The following is a 15,599-nucleotide window of genomic DNA, read 5'->3' on the forward strand; positions in this document are numbered from 1 at the left end:
AAGAGGATGCAGCTGAGCCGTGAGGCGCTATTGCGCGCCTATCGCCAGATGAAGGTGATCCGCGAATTCGAGGAACGCCTACACGTCGATATCCAGACCGGCGAGATCGCCGGCTTCACCCACCTCTACTGCGGGCAGGAAGCCGTCGCGGTCGGGGTGTGCGAACATCTGTCGGTCGAGGACAAGATCGTCTCCACCCATCGCGGCCACGGCCACTGCCTTGCCAAGGGTTGCGACGTGAACGGGATGATGAAGGAGATCTGGGGCAGCCGCGAAGGCCTGTGCAAGGGCAAGGGCGGCTCGATGCACATCGCCGACGTCGACAAGGGCATGCTCGGCGCCAACGGCATCGTCGGTGCGGGCGCTCCCATCGCGGTGGGCGCGGGGATCGCCGCCAAGATCGACGGCAAGGGCAAGGTCGCGATCACCTTCTCGGGCGACGGCGCATGCAATCAGGGCACCACGTTCGAGGCCATGAACATGGCCGTGGTGACCAAGGCCGCGACGATCTTCGTGTTCGAGAACAACCACTATTCCGAACACACCGGCTTCGAATACGCGGTCGGCACGACCAAGGATATCGCCAGCCGCGCCGAGGCCTTCGGCATGAAGGTGTGGCGCGGTGACGGCACCGACTTCTTCTCGGTGTTCGAGACGATGCGCGAAGTGCTCGACTACGTGCGCGTCCCCGGCAACGGCCCGGCCGCTGTCGAATTCGACACCGAACGCTTCTTCGGCCACTTCGAAGGCGACCCGCAGCGCTATCGCGGCCCCGGCGAGATCGACCGCATCCGCGAGACCCGCGACTGCCTCAAGAAGTTCCGCGAAAGCGTGACCGCCGCCAAGCTGCTCACCCACGAAGACCTCGACGCGCTCGATGCCGAAGTGATGGAAGCGATCGAGGAATCGGTCCGGCAGGCCAAGGCCGCAGACCGGCCCACGGCAGAAGACGTCCTCACCGACGTCTATATCAGCTACTGACGGCAGGGAGCGCAGACATGGCAAAAATGATGTACCGCGACGCCGTCGTCTCGACGATCGCAGAGGAAATGGAGCGCGACGAGAACGTCGTCATGCTCGGTGAAGACATTGTCGGCGGCATGGGCACGCCGGGTGGGCCCGAGGCCATCGGCGGCATCTGGTCGACCTCCACCGGCCTGTTCGGCAAGTTCGGCGCGGACCGCGTGATCGACACGCCGATCTCGGAAAGCGCGATCATGGGCGCGGCGGCAGGCCTTGCGCTTTCGGGCAAGCGCCCGATCGCCGAGCTGATGTTCGCCGACTTCATCGGCGTTTCCCTCGACCAGATCTGGAACCAGCTCGCCAAGTTCCGCTACATGTTCGGCGGCAAGACCAAGTGCCCGGCAGTGATCCGCATGGCCTATGGCGCGGGCTACAACGCCGCCGCGCAGCATAGCCAGGCGGTCCACCAGATCCTGACCGGCATGCCGGGCCTCAAGGTGGTCATGCCGACCACGCCTGCCGACGTGAAGGGCCTGCTGCGCACCGCGATCCGCGACGACGATCCGGTGATCTTCCTCGAGCACAAGGCGCTCTACGGCGTTTCCGGCGAAGTGCCCGACGATCCGGACTTCATGATCCCGTTCGGCCACGCCCGCCTTTCGCGCGCCGGCCAGGACGTGACGATCGTCTCGACCGGCCTGCTGCTGGGATTCTGCGAGGCGGTGGCCGACAAGCTTGCCGCCGAGGGCATCGGCTGCGACGTGATCGACCTGCGCACCACCAGCCCGATCGACGAGGAAACGATCCTCGATTCGGTCGAGGTGACCGGCCGCCTCGTCGTCGTCGACGAAGCGCCGCCCCGGTGCAGCCTTGCGTCCGACATCTGTGCGACAGTTGCCGAAAAGGGCTTCGCCGCGCTCAAGGCTCCGCCGCAGGCGGTCAACCCGCCACACACCCCGATCCCGTTCGCGCGTGAGCTGGAATCTGCCTACCTTCCTTCGGTCGACAAGATCGAAGCGGCGGTGCGCAAGGTTCTGGCTTACCGCTGAGGAGCCGCGAAATGGCCAATATCCGCCCGTTCTGCATGCCCAAGTGGGGCATCGAAATGACCGAGGGCACCATCGCCGAATGGATGGTCAAGGAAGGCGAGGCCTTCAACAAGGGTCAGGTCCTCTGCCTGATCGAGACCGCCAAGATCACCAACGAGGTGGAAGCGGAATACGACGCGGTCCTGAAGCGCCTGCTGACGCCTGCGAGCGACGAGGCCCACCCCGTGGGCGCGCTGCTGGCGGTCTTTGCCGATGCCGACACGACCGACGCCGAGGTCGATGAGTTCATCGCCGGCTTCAAGCCCGCCGAGACCTCGGTTGCGGCCAAGAGCGGCGGCGGTTCGGCCCCGGCCCCCGCCCCGGCTGCGGCGGCGCCTGCTCCGGCGGCTCCCGCGCGCACGCCGACGAAGATCGTCACCAACCGCGCAATCAGCCCCGAGGCATTGAAGCTGGCCGAGGCCGAAGGCGTCGACATCGAACCCATCGAAGGTTCGGGCCGCAATGGCCGGATCACCTACCAGGATGTGGTTCAGGCCCTGCGCCCGGAGCGCGCCTTGTCATACAAGGGCAGCGCGCAGCTGGTGGAGGACAGCCCCGAGGCCTTCGCGTCGCCGCTGGCCCGCCGCATCGCGGCCCAGCACGGCATAGCGCTGGCCGGGATCAAGGGCACCGGCGCGCGCGGCCGTATCTCGAAAGCGGACGTGATGGCGCTGGTCAAGCCGACCACGGCCGCGGCACCGGTCTTCGGCGCGCCGTTCGAACTGGTTGCCAACCAGCCGCAGGTCCAGCCGTTCGACAAGGTACGCAAGGTCGTCGCGCGCCGCCTGACCGAGGCGAAGCAGACGATCCCGCACTTCTACCTGCGCGTCTCGGCCTCGGTCGACGCGCTGATGGACTTGCGCAAGACGGCCAACCTCGTGCTCGGCACCAAGGCTTCGATCAACGACTACCTGGTCAAGGCCGTGGCGCTGGCGCTGGTGCGGCATCCCGACGTCAACGTGCAGGTCCATGGCGACAGCGTCCACAGCTTCCCCCACGCCGATGTCGCCATCGCGGTTGCCAGCCCCAAGGGCCTGGTCACCCCGATCGTGCGACAGGCGGATCGCATGCACATCGCGCAGATCGCGGCCACTACCCGCGCACTGATCGACAAGGCACAGGCGGGCCGGCTCGGCTATGAGGACATGGACGGCGGGACCTTCTCGGTGTCGAACCTCGGCATGTTCGGGATCGAGCAGTTCGATGCGATCATCAACCCGCCGCAGGGCGCGATCCTTGCGGTCGGCGGGGTGAACCGCGTGGCGGTGGAAGCGGCGAACGGCGACATCGCTTTCGAAAACCGCATCCAGCTGACCATGTCGGTCGATCATCGCGCAATCGATGGCGCTGCGGGCGCGAAGTTCCTGCAGACGCTCAAGGGCCTGCTCGAAGCGCCGGAAGGACTGTTCGCATGACGCGCGCGATCACGCAGCTGGGGCCCGTGGGCCAGCTCGCCTACCTGCCGCAGGATTTCGACGCGGCGGTGCGCTACTGGACCGAGACGATGGGCGTCGGCCCGTTCTACCTGATGGAGAACGTCGCGCTGGGCGAGGCGAAGTACAAGGGCGTGCCCACCGGCGCGGTCTTCTCCATCGCCATCGCCTACTGGGGCGACGTGCAGATCGAACTGATCCGCCCCGAGAACCGCGAACCGTCGATCTACACCGGCGAATATGCGGTGACCGACGGCCTGCACCACATCTGCATCTTCGTCGAATCCATCGAGGAAGCCCGTGCGGCCTGTGCCGAGGCGGGCGCCGAGATCCTGGTCGAGGGCAAGGTCGGCGCGGACGGCGAGGTGATCTACGTCGATCCTGGCGCCAGGAACGGCGGTGGGGGCCCCGGGCATGTTATCGAACTGCTCCAGAACATGACCGGTGCCGACGCCATCTTCCAGATGATCAAGGACGCCGGCAAGGACTGGGACGGTACGGAGCCCTTGCGCAAGCTGGGCTGAAGCCGGGCTTGTCATGACAAGGAAAAGGGCGGGAATTTCCCGCCCTTTTTTATTTCCGTCACCCGAAAGGAAGGGGCGGCCCTGCCGAAGCAGGGCCGCCCTCGGTCAGGACACCGGGTTGTGAAGCATCAGAACTTCACGCCCGCGCGCACGCCGAAGGTACGCGGGTCGGAGAACGTGACCGAACCGAGCGTGCCGGTCGTCGCGCCGGTCAGGACAAGATTGTTCTCGAGGTTCTCGACGAAGGCGGCGAGATAGAAACGGTCCTGCGGAGCGTTGTAGGTGATCGACGCGTCGGTCTTCGAGAAACCGGGCTGGTAGAAGTAGGCGTAGTTGGCAAGGTCGGTAAGCTCGTACTTGCTGCGCGCCGCGGTCTGCGCATCCAGCACGATCCGGCCTTCGCCCACCGGCACCACGTAGTTCACGCCGGCAACCCAGCTCCACTTGGGGCTGCGGTTGAGCGCGCGGCCCGCGAAATTGACGTAGCTGAAGCCGCCCTCGGCATCTTCGTCCTCGTAGCTGGGCGTGAACTGTCCGTAGCGCGCGTCGAGGTAGTTGAGCGCGAGACGAACGGTGAAGTTGTCCACCGGCTGGATCGTGGCATCAAGCTCCACGCCATCGACCTTGGCCTTGGCCGCGTTCGAAGTGACCTGGCAAGGACCGCCGCAGGCATTGGACACCTGCGAAAGCTGCAGGCCCTTGTAGTCGTAGTGGAACACGGTCGCGTTCAGGCGGAACTCGGGGCTGATGCGGAACTTGAAGCCGGCTTCGTAGGCGGTCAGCTCCTCGGGCTGGTAGTAGAGGTCGCCGGCCGCGAGGGCGCAGTTGTCGCCCTTGCCGACTTCGCAGCCGTCGTTGAAGCCGCCTGCCTTGTAGCCGGTCGAGACCGAGGCGTAGATCAGGCCCAGCGGGCTGTCGTAGTCGATGCCCGCGCGCCAGGTGACCTTGGAGAAATTGCGCTTCGCGTCATTCACCTGGAACGTGGTGCGGTCCAGGAACTCGCCGATGTTCGAGGAGTCCACGACCGACGAATAGGAATCGAGCACCGTTGCGCCCACGCGCGACTTGAGGTCGTGCGAATAGCGGACACCGCCGGTCAGCTTCACGTCCTGCGCGATTTCATAGGTCGCCTGACCGAACACCGACTTGTTTTCGGCAATGGTCGGGTCCTGCGGGAAGCCGAAGCGGGTGTTGGCGCCCAGCAGGTTGTTGATGAAGAAGGCGATGCCCGACTTCTCCTTGAAGTAGTAGCCGCCGACCTGCGCCTGGAGCGGGCCGTCGCCGCCATAGGCAAGGCGCACTTCCTGCGAGGTCTGCCAATAGCTGCCGTAGAAGTCTGCGCTGATCGGCAGGGTGCCGACATTGCTGAATTCCTTGCGGTCGGATTCGCGATAGGACCCGACATAGGTCAGCGTGACGTTGCCCATGGTGTAATCGAGCTGCCCCATCACGCCACGGTCGGTGCTATCGCGGAATGCGTACTGCGCCTGAGTGGCAAGAAGGGTGCGCCCGGCGCGGGCCGACGGGTCAAGATAGGTCGGGCGCTCGAACGTCGGGCGGCCACCGCTGGTGATGTCGGAGAAGAAAGTCGAGGTCTCGACGCCGTTGGTCGGGCTGCCCTTCTGCCAGCTATAGTCGCCGACGAGCAGCAGGCTGAGATCGGGGGTCGGCTTGAACAGGGCCGAGAGACGGACCGCCTTGTTGTCCTTGAAGCGGCCGATACCGATGCCGTCGGCAGAATTGCCGTCGATCAGGTAGCTGTCGCGACGGTCGATGTTGGCGGCAACGCGGAAGGCGATGCTCTCGCTCGCCGGCAGGTTGATGGCGACTGTGCCATTGAGCGCGTCGTAGTTGCCATAGGACACGTCGGCGCGCGCGCCGAATTCGAACTTGGGCTGGACGGTCAGGATGTTGACGACGCCAGCAGTCGAGTTGCGGCCATAGAGTGTGCCCTGGGGACCGCGCAGAACTTCGATGCGTTCGATGTCGAAGAACGAGACTTCCTGCGCCTGGGGACGGGCAAGGTAGACGCCGTTGACCATGAACGCCGCCGAGGGATCGCCCTTTTCGGTGCCGTCGGTGCTGGTCACGCCGCGGATCGTGATCTGCAGGCCATTGCCGCGCACGATCGACAGGTTCGGAACGGTCTCTTCAAGCTGGGTCGGGTTGGTGATGCCCGACTGGATCAGGTCGTCGCCGGCGACCGCGGTCATCGCGATCGGGGTCTTGGACAGCAGCGACGAGGTGCGGTTGGCCGTGACGATGATGTCGCCGTCGTTGGGCTGATCGGCAGCGTCCTGTGCGAAGGCCGGGTGCGCAAGCGCGATCGTCGAAGCGATGCAAGCGAATGCGATCTTTCTGGTGTTCATCATTTTTCCTCCCTCTTTCGCGCGCAAGCATGCGCGCCTTGCAGGCAGCGCCTGCGCAGATCGACTGATTCAATTTGAGATGATGTGATGCCGGGACCGCGCCCCGCATGGCGCCATCCCGAACATGGCGCGACGCCGCGCCAGCTCCCTTGCTCCTCCTCTTCCCGTGCGAGTCGACGCTCGCTGCCGTTCATGCTGGAGTCAGTTGTCAACGCTGTCAAGACTGCGCTGTCAGTGCTGGCAGAAACAATAGCTCACGAAATGTGCACGGGCGTCGGAAGCTTGTCGGACGGCTCGCTGCGTGTGGCGCGATCGATGCCGCATTGTCTTGCAGCCAGCGCGCCCTCGTGGCGCATTGCGGCGTGAATGCGCCGAGATGGCTACGCACTTGCCCGGACCGAATATCCGGGCGCAGGCACGCGGAGGAGCGCCGCGGCAGACGCTCCCCCGGGCAGTCAGGCCAGATCGCGAACCTTCGGCTCACGCGCGAAGTGGCGCACAGGGCCGACTTCGAGCAGCTTTTCATTGGGCACCACGCCCTCGTCAGGCTCCACCCCGGCCTTCTCGAGGATGATCCGGGTGCCGTTGCAGTGGGCGATTGTCTTGCAGTGGCCATAGGCATCCATGAACCACTGCACGGCCGCACCCTGCATGGCGAGCTTCGCCGCCGCTTCCGGCATCAGCACCGATGCCACCGCGTCGAACAGGACGGAGGGCGATCCATCCAGCTTGCCATCGGCCTTCAGCGTGCCGCCCTTGACCGGGATGCCGCCGACCTTGGGCGCGACGAGGAAGACGGTGCCACCCGCCTCCTCCACACCCGCCTTCAGCTTGTCGATCGTCGCCTTGTCCGATCCTTCGGCAAAGAGAATGCCGACCTTGCGTCCGGCAAAGGTCTTCTTCGCCTGCTTCTGGATCGACAGGGCGTCCGATGGCTTCATCTTCACCGGCTGGCGTGCGGCAGGCGCCTTTTCCGGCAGGTCCATCGCAAGGCCATCGGCAACGCGCTGCGCCAGCGTCTCGTCAATGTTGCGCAACCGCGACACGACCCGCGCCCGGACATGTTCCAGCGCGACCTTGGACAGTTCGAACACCAGCGCAGAGGCGATGTGCGCCTGTTCGCTCTCGGTCTGCGAGTGGAAGAACAGCGCCGCCTGGCTGTAGTGGTCGGCGAAGAGATCCGCCCGCACGCGCACCTTTTCGGTCGGATCGTGGCGCTCGCCATTCTCGCGGAACGACGTGAAGCCGGTTTCCGGGCAGGCGCGCGGCCCGCTGTCCTCGCCCGCTTCGTCGAGCGAATTGGGCTCGTAGTTGGCGCGGCCTGTGGGCACCAGCGTCTGCATCAGGCCGTCGCGCTGCATGTTATGGAACGGGCACTTGGGCGCATTGACCGGAATCTGGTGGAAGTTTGTCGTGCCAAGCCTCGATTTCTGCGTATCGAGGTAGGAGAACAGGCGCCCTTGCAGCAACGGGTCGTTCGAGAAGTCGATACCCGGGATCACGTTCGATGGCAGGAACGCCACCTGCTCGGTCTCGGCGAAGAAGTTGTCGACATTGCGGTTCAGCGTCATGCGCCCGACGATCTCGACGGGGACGTCCTCTTCCGGAATCAGCTTGGTCGCATCGAGCACATCGTACGGCTGGCTCGCGGCGAATTCCTCGTCGAAGACCTGGACCCCAAGGTCCCACGCCGGGAAGTGCCCGGCAGCGATGGATTCGAACAGGTCGCGGCGATGGAAATCGGGATCGGCCCCGGCGACCTTCACCGCCTCGTCCCAGATCAGCGATTCCATGCCCAGCACCGGCTTCCAGTGGAACTTGACGAACCGCCCCTCGCCCGCCGCATTGACGAAGCGGAAGGTGTGCACGCCAAAGCCTTCCATCATGCGCAGCGTGCGGGGAATGGCGCGGTCGCTCATCGCCCACATGATCATGTGCATCGATTCCGGCATCAGCCCGATGAAGTCCCAGAAGGTGTCATGGGCACTGGCCGCCTGCGGATAGCCGCGATCGGCTTCCATCTTCACCGAATGGACCAGATCGGGAAACTTCATCGCGTCCTGGATGAAGAACACCGGGATGTTGTTGCCGACCAGGTCCCAGTTGCCCTCGTCGGTATAGAATTTGACCGCGAAGCCGCGCACGTCGCGCGGGGTGTCGATCGAGCCGGCCCCGCCGGCCACGGTGGAAAAGCGCACGAAGACCGGGCAGGTCTGGCCCTTTTTCTGGAACAACCCGGCCCTGGTCAGGTCGGGGATCGCGCGCGTCACCTCGAACACGCCGTGCGCACCCGATCCGCGCGCGTGGACGATCCGCTCCGGAATGCGCTCGTGGTCGAAGTGGAAGATCTTCTCGCGGAGGATGAAGTCCTCGATCAGCGTCGGACCGCGCATTCCGGCCCTGAGGCTATTCTGGTTGTCGGACAGGCGATGGCCGAAGTTGTCGGTCAGGAAGGCAGCCGCATCGTTTTCGGCAGCAGCCTCCTGGTGGATTTCCCCGGCATTGCCGAGAGCAGTCGCTTCATCGGTCTGGCCCGCTCCGGGCTGATGGTCGCGAAGCGCATTGTCGAGCGCGGGCGAGCGCTCCTTCGCGGCACGAGCGGGGGCCTTGCCTTTCGTGGGGGTAGCCATGAATTTCCATCCTTCCTGCAGGTCCTGCGCGCGACGCGGCGCACCTGCGGAAACGCGCATGTCCTTGGAAAGACCGGAAATCGGTCCGGGAAGACCCGAGATCGGAATGACGCGCTCCGCCTACCCGAGAACCGAGGGGCTTCGCGATGGTTCCTCCCTCCGACGCGAACGCACTTGACCTGACTCGCTCTTGATGAGAATATGCATTCCAATAAAGTAGCGGCACGCCTTGCCGCCAGGCAAACGGGTCCCGTGAGGGCCGCGGGGCCGCCGATTGGGAGATCGACGTGCCTGCCACCTACCCGCTTTCATCCTGTATCGAATGGCAATTCGCCGAAGCCGGGGACCTTGCGGCCCGCGTCCGCGCCGCCAAGGCGGACGGCTTCGACCTCGTCGAGTTCCACCTCTGGCGCGACAAGCCGGTCGAAGCCATCGGTGCAGCGCTGGCCGATACCGGTGTCGCGCTGACCGGCGTGTGCGTCGATCCGCGCCGCTCGATCGTCGATCCGGCGGAGCGCGCCGAAATGGTCGAGGCCGTGCGCGAAACCATCGCCGCCACCGCCCCGCTCGGCAAGCCGCCGCTGATCGTAGCCTCGGGCTTTCGGGTGGAAGGGATGAGCGAGGAAGACCACTTCGCCAATGCCGTCGCCGCGCTGAAGCAGGCCGCTGCCCTTGCCGAGGACGCGGGCGTCACCTTGCTGCTCGAACCGCTCAACACCCGTCTGTTCTCGGCCATGTACCTTGTCAGCACCACGCTGGGACTGGACCTGGTCGAAGCGGTCGGCAGCCCCAACCTGCGCCTGCTCTACGACGTCTGGCACAGCGCGGTCATGGGCGAGGACATTGCCGACGTACTGGCGGGCCGGATCGGCCTCGTCGCCCACGTCCAGGTCGCCGACATGGAAGACCGCAACGAGCCCGGAACCGGCACGGTAGACTGGGCCCACGTGATGAACACGCTGAAAAGCCTCGGTTACCAGGGCAGCATCGGGATGGAGTATTTCCCCACGCTCCCGATGGACCAGTCGCTCAAGCTGACCCGCGAAACGCTGGCGCTTTAACAGTACCGAAGAAGCGCCGCGATCCGGGAGAGGACAAGTGGCTACAGACAGACTGAGCTTTGCCGAACGCCTGAGCTATGGCCTTGGCGATATGGGCACCAGCCTTGCCTACAACATGGCGAGCGGGTTCCTGCTGTTCTACTATACGAACGTGGTCGGCCTGCCAGCGGCGGGCGTGGGCACGGTGTTCCTGATCGCGCGGCTTCTCGATGCGGTGATCGACGTCGTGGTCGGCATCGCGGTGGACAAGACGCGCAGCCGCTGGGGGCGCACGCGCGGATACTTCCTGTTCACCGCCCTGCCCTATGCGCTGGTCACGGTCGCACTTTTCCACGTGCCGGCATGGAGCGAGGGCGCACAGCTCGCCTATGCCTTCGTCACGTTCAAGGCGCTGGGCATCCTCATGTCGGTGCAGGCCATCCCCTATACCGCGCTGATGCCGATGATGACGCTCGACACGGCCGAGCGCCTTAAGCTTTCGGGCATGCGCTCGGTCGGAACCTCTATCTCGGTCGTCCTGGGCACTGCCGCCGTCCTGCCGCTGGTCGGCCTGTTCGGCGGCACCGACCAGCAGCGCGGGTTCCAGTCGGTCGCCGTGCTGTTCGCAGCCATCGGCTTCGTGTGCACGGTGGCGCTGTACCGCTTCTGCCGCGAACGCTTCGAGGACAGCTCCTCGCCGGACTTCGCGATCCTGCCCGCCGTGCGCGAGATGCTGCGCAACCGCGCCTGGCTGGTCGTCTTCGCCTCGTGCCTGCTCTACTTCATCCGCTTCGGCCTGATGATGAGCGCGACGGCCTATTTCGCCATCGAGGTGCTGAAGAAGCCGTGGATGATCTCGATCATGCTTCCGGCGGTTTCGGGCATGCTGCTGCTCTCGTCCTTCGTTGCGCCGCCAATCCTCGCACGCACGGGCATCAAGCGCGGCAGCGCGTTCGTACTTGCGCTGGCCGCCGCGATCTTTGCGGTGCTGCCGCTTGCCGAAGGCAGCGTGCCCGCGTTCCTGGCGCTCTACATCGCCGCCTGCCTTGCCACCTCGATCACCATCACGGCCGCCTTCGCAATGATCGCCGAAACGGTGGACTACCACGAGTGGAAGTTCGGCACCCGCCGCGAGGGCCTGCTTTCGGCGGGGATCAGCCTTTCCACCAAGCTCGGCATGGCCATCGGCACGGCGGGCTTCGCGTTCATGTTGGGCGCGGTCGGCTATGCCCCGGATGCGGTGAGCGAGACCGCGCGCGAGGCGATCCGCTGGACCTATTACGGCAGCGCGGTGGTGCTCCTGGCCTTGCAGACGGTGGTCGTCCTGCTCTGGCCGATGGACGGCCTGCATGAAACCATCCGCAACGACATTGCCGCGAAGGGGCTCGCGGCGGCGGAATAAGGGAGAGAGCAATGAAGAGGCTTGCCGCCGCAGCACTTGCGGCCTGCATGACCGTGCCCGCGGCCGCGCAGGTCATCGTGACCATCGATTACCGCCCGCCCGAAACCGTGCAGCGCGTGGCCATTCCGGTGAACCCGGGCGAAAACCGCCTGAAGGTCCTGATCATCTCCGGTCGCAATTCCTACGAGCACGACTGGACCGGCGTGAACAACACATTGCGCACCATGATGCAGGACACCCGCCGGTTCGACGTGCGTGTGATCGAGGACTTCGACAACGGCACGCTCGATACGCTGAAAGGCTATGATGTCGTCCTGCTCAACTATTCGAGCCGGTGGAATTATGCCGATCCAGTGCAGCACGTCTGGTCGGACGCGGCGTTCAAGGCGCTTTATCAATACGTGCGCGAAGGCGGCGGGCTGGTCGCCTATCACTCCAGCTTCACCTGGGGCCGGGACATTCCGGAATACAAGCGGCTGATCGGCGGGGCGATGGAGCCCGGTTCAAGCCGCCGCGCGCCTCCCGGCGCCTTCCCTGTCCACCTGGTAGACCGCAACCACCCGATCACGGCGGGCATGCGCGAGTTCGTCTGGACGTACAACGACGACATGTACACCAACATGGCGATGGACCCGGAGGCGAAGATCCACGTCCTTGCCACCGCGCACGACGCGGCGTCGGCCTACGACCCCCGGCTCACCGGCCCCAAGTATCCCGCCGCCGCCTATACGCCCGAAAAGCTCAAGGCGATGAAGGGCATCGACGGCGACCACCCGCAAGTATGGACCGCCGACTATGGCAAGGGGCGCGTCTTCTCGATCACGCTCGGCCACGACGAAGTCTCGCTGCACTTCCAGCCCTTGCAGACGCTGATCCTGCGCGGCACCGAATGGGCCGCCACCGGCAATGTCACCCTGCCGGTGCTGGAAGAGGCGAAGGACTACCCGAATAAGTAGGAGCCGACGCTACCGGGCAGGTCAAGCGTCGCGACTCCCGCCCATCCACGCCGGAATGTCGCTGCGCGCGTCAAGCAAGCGCAGTACCTCCACCCGATGGTCGAACGCGAGGTAGAACACCAGCCAGGGGAAGCCGCGCATTCGCATCGCACGCAGGCCAGGCACGGACAATTCGTGCGACCAACGTGGCGACCCGGTATCGGGTGCCTCGCTGATCGACCGATATGTCCGCTGCAATCTGTCGACAAAGCGCGAGGCCACGTCCGGGCCTGCCTGCTTGTGATAGTAGTCCACAGCGGCGCGGACATCGGCGTCCGCCCGGGCGCGGACGAACAGCGGGCGCCCCGTCACAACAGCCAGACCTCAATCCTTGCGCGATGCCAGCTTGCGCAAGTCGTCGAAGTAGGCGTCATCAGCCTCGCCGATCACCGGCGAGGCGGCACCGTCCAGGATCATCTGGCGCAGGCGTTGAACGTCCTGATCCTTCCGGATCAGTTCGCGGACATATTCGCTGCTCGTGCCATATCCCCGCGTCGCGACTTGCGCATCGACAAAGGACTTGAGCCCCTCGGGCAGCGAGATGTTCATCGTGGACATGGACCGAATATGATGCGCATGCCAAATTTTGGCAAGCGCGTTACATCAGTCCCAGCTTGCCTCCGCTCGCGGCATAGGCGCGGAACGCCTCCAGCCGTTCGGGCGTGGACACTGCGGCCCGAATGCCTTCGCGGTCGCCCAGTCCCATGACCCTCGCGCTGGTGCGCGTGACACGGGGCCAGCCCTTGCCCGGATTACCGCTGCGCATGAAGGCAAGCAGGCGGTCCTGCCATTGCCTGACCACGCGCGCGTCGGCGGGACCGAATGTGCGCTCGCCAATGCCGATGTTGCCGAATACATAGGGCAGTTGCGACGAATGGAACGCACCCCACGATTGCCCGCCCTTCACCGCCGGATAGGCGTGGTCATAGAGATAGGCGAAGACCGGCTGCTGCGCCGTCCGCGTCCGCTCGCGCGCCCACAGCAGCACGCCCGCCATGTACCGATCCCGCGCGAGCAGCGCGTTCGAGGCGACTGCCTCCGCTTCTGTCGCGTGTGGGTAGAGCGAGAGGAGCCTGTCGGCGAAATCGCCATAGCGCCCCCGCACCGCCGTCTCGAATTGCGCCGGCGTGCGTACCGACGGGTCGATCATCTCGGCAGCGTTAAAGCCCGTGATCAACGGCACCGGGCTTGCCACCGGACCACTGGCGCGCACCGGATCGAACGGCACGACCTTGCCATCGACATTGGGCACGAAGCGCAGCGGCGGGGGGCCGCTGTTCGCGCCCGGAACGTAGCGCGTCGCCTCTATCAGCGCTTCGGCCGGAACCTCGCGCATCTGTGCGATGCTCGTCTTGCCGAGCTTCGCCGCAAGGTCCGCGCCGATCATCTCGTTCTTCGCCAGCGGCGGCACGTCGACCGCCATGCTCGCACCGCTGAACGCGATCGCCTTGTCGAACAACCCGCTGGCCATGGGAGAAACCATGAGGTCCGCGACCGAAGCAGCACCCGCGCTTTCGCCCGACACCGTCACATTGCCCGCATCCCCGCCAAAGCGCGCGGCATTGGCCCGCACCCATTTCAGCGCGGCGATCTGGTCGAGCAGCCCGTAGTTGCCCGATGAGCCGAGCGGCGATTCCGCGGTGAGCGCGGGATGGGCCATGAAGCCCAGCACGCCAACGCGGTAGTTGATCGTCACCACCACCGCGCCATTCGCCGCCAACTTCGCGCCATCATAGATCGGCAGGCTGCCCGCACCGCCACCGAAGCCGCCGCCGTGGATGAAGACCAGCACCGGCAGCTTCTTCGTGGCTGCGCTCTTAGGGCGCCAGACGTTGAGCGTCAGGCAGTCCTCGCTCATCGGCGGCATCGCCAGGAACTCTGCAGTATACGGCCCCCACGGCGAAGGCACGCCCTGCTGGCAGACCGGACCGAACGCCGATGCATCACGCACGCCTGTCCATGAAGCCGCCGCCTGCGGCTCGCGCCAGCGGTTCGCGCCAACCGGCGCCGCGGCATAGGGAATGCCGAGGAACGCATCCGCGCCCGCGTTCGCGGTGCCGCGCACGTCGCCGTCGGTAGTGGAGACCACCGCCTGCGCCAGCGCCCCCTGCGAGATGAAATCAAGGGCCAGCGCCCCGGCGAAAGCCAGCTTACGGTTCATGGGCATCCTCAGTACTCGAAGGTTTCGCTGATCGTGCGATAAGGCACCGGCGGAGGCGCATCGAGCGTCTGCCCGGTGTCGGTGCGATACGGGTTGTTGCGCATGGTCACCGGCCCGTCGGGCTTGGGCATCATCACCGGCTTGCCATCCTCGCCGAAATACATGAGGTCGTCGGCAAAGGGGTTGTCCTGCGATTTGGCCGCGAACGGTATCCAGCCAAGGCCCTGCGGATTGCGCGCCACTTCGTAGCAGTGGAAGTGCCAGATCTTCCATTGCCCATCCTGGCGGATGAAATCGACGCCGTACTTGGCCATGATCTCGTGCATCCACACCCGCTTGCCGTCGACCAAGACGTCCTTCGCGTACATGAAGTCGGGGGCCAGCTTTGCCGCTTCCGGGTCGGTCAGGCCCGATTCCACGCCGGCCATCACGAACAGGCCCTTGGCGGTCTGTCCGTCCGCCGCCACCTCGATCAGGGGCGAGGCGAGGTAATGGAAGATCAGCTTGCCCTTCGGATTGGGCCGCTGTGCGTGGTAGGCCATGATCGAATCCCACGAGGTATAGACCCCGTTGTTCGAATACTGCGCGCGAATGCCCGGCGTGCCCTTCTTTGCCCACAGCGGCACGATCTCGGGATCGCGGAAGGCGTTGTGCAGGTACATGTAGCGCGAGAACAGGTTCTGGATATCGCCCCGGTCGTGCGAGCTTTGCGCCAGGGCCTTAAGTTCGGCCACCTGCGCCTTGAGCGCGGCGATCTCGGCGGCGGAATTGTCCTTGGCGCCCGAGGGGACGCTGGCGAGGGCGATCGCGGCGACCATCGCGGCGGCGGCAATCCGCGACTTGCCCATCAGCTTCACTTGCATGTCTCTCTCCCTGGATGAGGTCTGGTCCGGCGTTGTTCGCCACTTTGCGCCTTCCGGTTCAAAATAAGTATGTTGATTCTAAAATTGGATCAAGCGCCCTTTCTCACGACCTTGACTCGGTCCGCGTTTTA

At 65.2% G+C, this 15,599-nt stretch carries 13 protein-coding genes; 7 read left to right on the forward strand and 6 right to left on the reverse strand.

Translation table 11 applies throughout. The features are described 5' to 3' along the window. The first annotated feature begins 6 nt into the window (after nucleotides 1–6). Genes SARO_RS18665 through SARO_RS18680 form a run of 4 tightly spaced genes read left to right on the forward strand, consistent with a single transcriptional unit; the run spans nucleotide 7 to nucleotide 4,008 of the window. On the forward strand, nucleotides 7–981 hold the full coding sequence (locus SARO_RS18665) for a thiamine pyrophosphate-dependent dehydrogenase E1 component subunit alpha (protein WP_011906805.1): 975 nt from the start codon (nucleotides 7–9) through the stop codon (nucleotides 979–981). A 17-nt stretch (nucleotides 982–998) separates the two neighbouring features. Then, the gene (locus SARO_RS18670; protein ID WP_011906806.1) at nucleotides 999–2,012 is read left to right on the forward strand and encodes an alpha-ketoacid dehydrogenase subunit beta; all 1,014 of its coding nucleotides are present in this window, start codon (nucleotides 999–1,001) and stop codon (nucleotides 2,010–2,012) included. 11 nt (nucleotides 2,013–2,023) lie between these two features. Beyond that, nucleotides 2,024–3,466 carry a dihydrolipoamide acetyltransferase family protein gene (locus SARO_RS18675; protein WP_011906807.1) on the forward strand — a complete coding sequence of 481 codons (1,443 nt, stop codon included), beginning with the start codon at nucleotides 2,024–2,026 and terminating at the stop codon, nucleotides 3,464–3,466. Further along, nucleotides 3,463–4,008, forward strand: coding sequence for a VOC family protein (locus SARO_RS18680; protein WP_011906808.1), 546 nt, complete (start codon nucleotides 3,463–3,465; stop codon nucleotides 4,006–4,008). The genes SARO_RS18675 and SARO_RS18680 overlap by 4 nt, the downstream gene beginning before the upstream one ends. Nucleotides 4,009–4,136: 128 nt before the next feature. Here the strand turns inward: SARO_RS18680 and SARO_RS18685 are convergent, their stop codons facing one another. Together SARO_RS18685 and SARO_RS18690 are read right to left on the reverse strand one after the other, a co-directional pair. After that, on the reverse strand, nucleotides 4,137–6,377 hold the full coding sequence (locus SARO_RS18685) for a TonB-dependent receptor (RefSeq protein ID WP_234007492.1): 2,241 nt from the start codon (nucleotides 6,375–6,377) through the stop codon (nucleotides 4,137–4,139). 455 nt (nucleotides 6,378–6,832) lie between these two features. Continuing rightward, on the reverse strand, nucleotides 6,833–9,007 hold the full coding sequence (locus tag SARO_RS18690) for a catalase (RefSeq protein ID WP_011906810.1): 2,175 nt from the start codon (nucleotides 9,005–9,007) through the stop codon (nucleotides 6,833–6,835). 287 nt (nucleotides 9,008–9,294) lie between these two features. Between SARO_RS18690 and SARO_RS18695 the strand changes: the two genes are divergently transcribed. The 3 genes from SARO_RS18695 to SARO_RS18705 are packed head-to-tail and all read left to right on the forward strand — an operon-like array spanning nucleotide 9,295 to nucleotide 12,405. Continuing rightward, complete coding sequence (locus SARO_RS18695) at nucleotides 9,295–10,068, forward strand: TIM barrel protein (RefSeq protein ID WP_011906811.1); 774 nt, start codon at nucleotides 9,295–9,297, stop codon at nucleotides 10,066–10,068. 37 nt (nucleotides 10,069–10,105) lie between these two features. Then, nucleotides 10,106–11,449 (forward strand): MFS transporter, encoded by a 1,344-nt coding sequence (locus SARO_RS18700; RefSeq protein ID WP_011906812.1) that lies wholly within the window; start codon nucleotides 10,106–10,108, stop codon nucleotides 11,447–11,449. An 11-nt stretch (nucleotides 11,450–11,460) separates the two neighbouring features. Then, nucleotides 11,461–12,405: a ThuA domain-containing protein gene (locus SARO_RS18705; RefSeq protein WP_011906813.1), complete on the forward strand. Its 945-nt coding sequence runs from the start codon at nucleotides 11,461–11,463 to the stop codon at nucleotides 12,403–12,405. 21 nt (nucleotides 12,406–12,426) lie between these two features. Here SARO_RS18705 and SARO_RS18710 read toward each other — a convergent pair whose 3' ends face one another. The 4 genes from SARO_RS18710 to SARO_RS18725 are packed head-to-tail and all read right to left on the reverse strand — an operon-like array spanning nucleotide 12,427 to nucleotide 15,468. Then, nucleotides 12,427–12,756, reverse strand: a complete 330-nt coding sequence (locus SARO_RS18710) for a type II toxin-antitoxin system RelE/ParE family toxin (RefSeq protein ID WP_011906814.1) — start codon at nucleotides 12,754–12,756, stop codon at nucleotides 12,427–12,429. A 12-nt stretch (nucleotides 12,757–12,768) separates the two neighbouring features. After that, on the reverse strand, nucleotides 12,769–13,002 hold the full coding sequence (locus SARO_RS18715) for a type II toxin-antitoxin system ParD family antitoxin (RefSeq protein ID WP_011906815.1): 234 nt from the start codon (nucleotides 13,000–13,002) through the stop codon (nucleotides 12,769–12,771). Nucleotides 13,003–13,042: 40 nt separating this feature from the next. Continuing rightward, complete coding sequence (locus SARO_RS18720; protein WP_176929373.1) at nucleotides 13,043–14,605, reverse strand: carboxylesterase/lipase family protein; 1,563 nt, start codon at nucleotides 14,603–14,605, stop codon at nucleotides 13,043–13,045. Between the two features lie 8 nt (nucleotides 14,606–14,613). Further along, complete coding sequence (locus SARO_RS18725; protein ID WP_011906817.1) at nucleotides 14,614–15,468, reverse strand: nuclear transport factor 2 family protein; 855 nt, start codon at nucleotides 15,466–15,468, stop codon at nucleotides 14,614–14,616. Nucleotides 15,469–15,599 lie beyond the last annotated feature (131 nt).

This window comes from Novosphingobium aromaticivorans DSM 12444, assembly GCF_000013325.1.
Taxonomy (GTDB): Bacteria; Pseudomonadota; Alphaproteobacteria; order Sphingomonadales; family Sphingomonadaceae; genus Novosphingobium; species Novosphingobium aromaticivorans.

Coding starts and splice junctions, on each gene's coding strand:
- SARO_RS18725 (WP_011906817.1), bottom strand. CDS start 15,468: ATGCAAGTGAAGCTGATGGGCAAGTCGCGGATTGCCGCCGCCGCGATG.
- SARO_RS18685 (WP_234007492.1), bottom strand. CDS start 6,377: ATGAACACCAGAAAGATCGCATTCGCTTGCATCGCTTCGACGATCGCG.
- SARO_RS18715 (WP_011906815.1), bottom strand. CDS start 13,002: ATGTCCACGATGAACATCTCGCTGCCCGAGGGGCTCAAGTCCTTTGTC.
- SARO_RS18670 (WP_011906806.1), top strand. CDS start 999: ATGGCAAAAATGATGTACCGCGACGCCGTCGTCTCGACGATCGCAGAG.
- SARO_RS18690 (WP_011906810.1), bottom strand. CDS start 9,007: ATGGCTACCCCCACGAAAGGCAAGGCCCCCGCTCGTGCCGCGAAGGAG.
- SARO_RS18720 (WP_176929373.1), bottom strand. CDS start 14,605: ATGAACCGTAAGCTGGCTTTCGCCGGGGCGCTGGCCCTTGATTTCATC.
- SARO_RS18680 (WP_011906808.1), top strand. CDS start 3,463: ATGACGCGCGCGATCACGCAGCTGGGGCCCGTGGGCCAGCTCGCCTAC.
- SARO_RS18705 (WP_011906813.1), top strand. CDS start 11,461: ATGAAGAGGCTTGCCGCCGCAGCACTTGCGGCCTGCATGACCGTGCCC.
- SARO_RS18665 (WP_011906805.1), top strand. CDS start 7: ATGCAGCTGAGCCGTGAGGCGCTATTGCGCGCCTATCGCCAGATGAAG.
- SARO_RS18675 (WP_011906807.1), top strand. CDS start 2,024: ATGGCCAATATCCGCCCGTTCTGCATGCCCAAGTGGGGCATCGAAATG.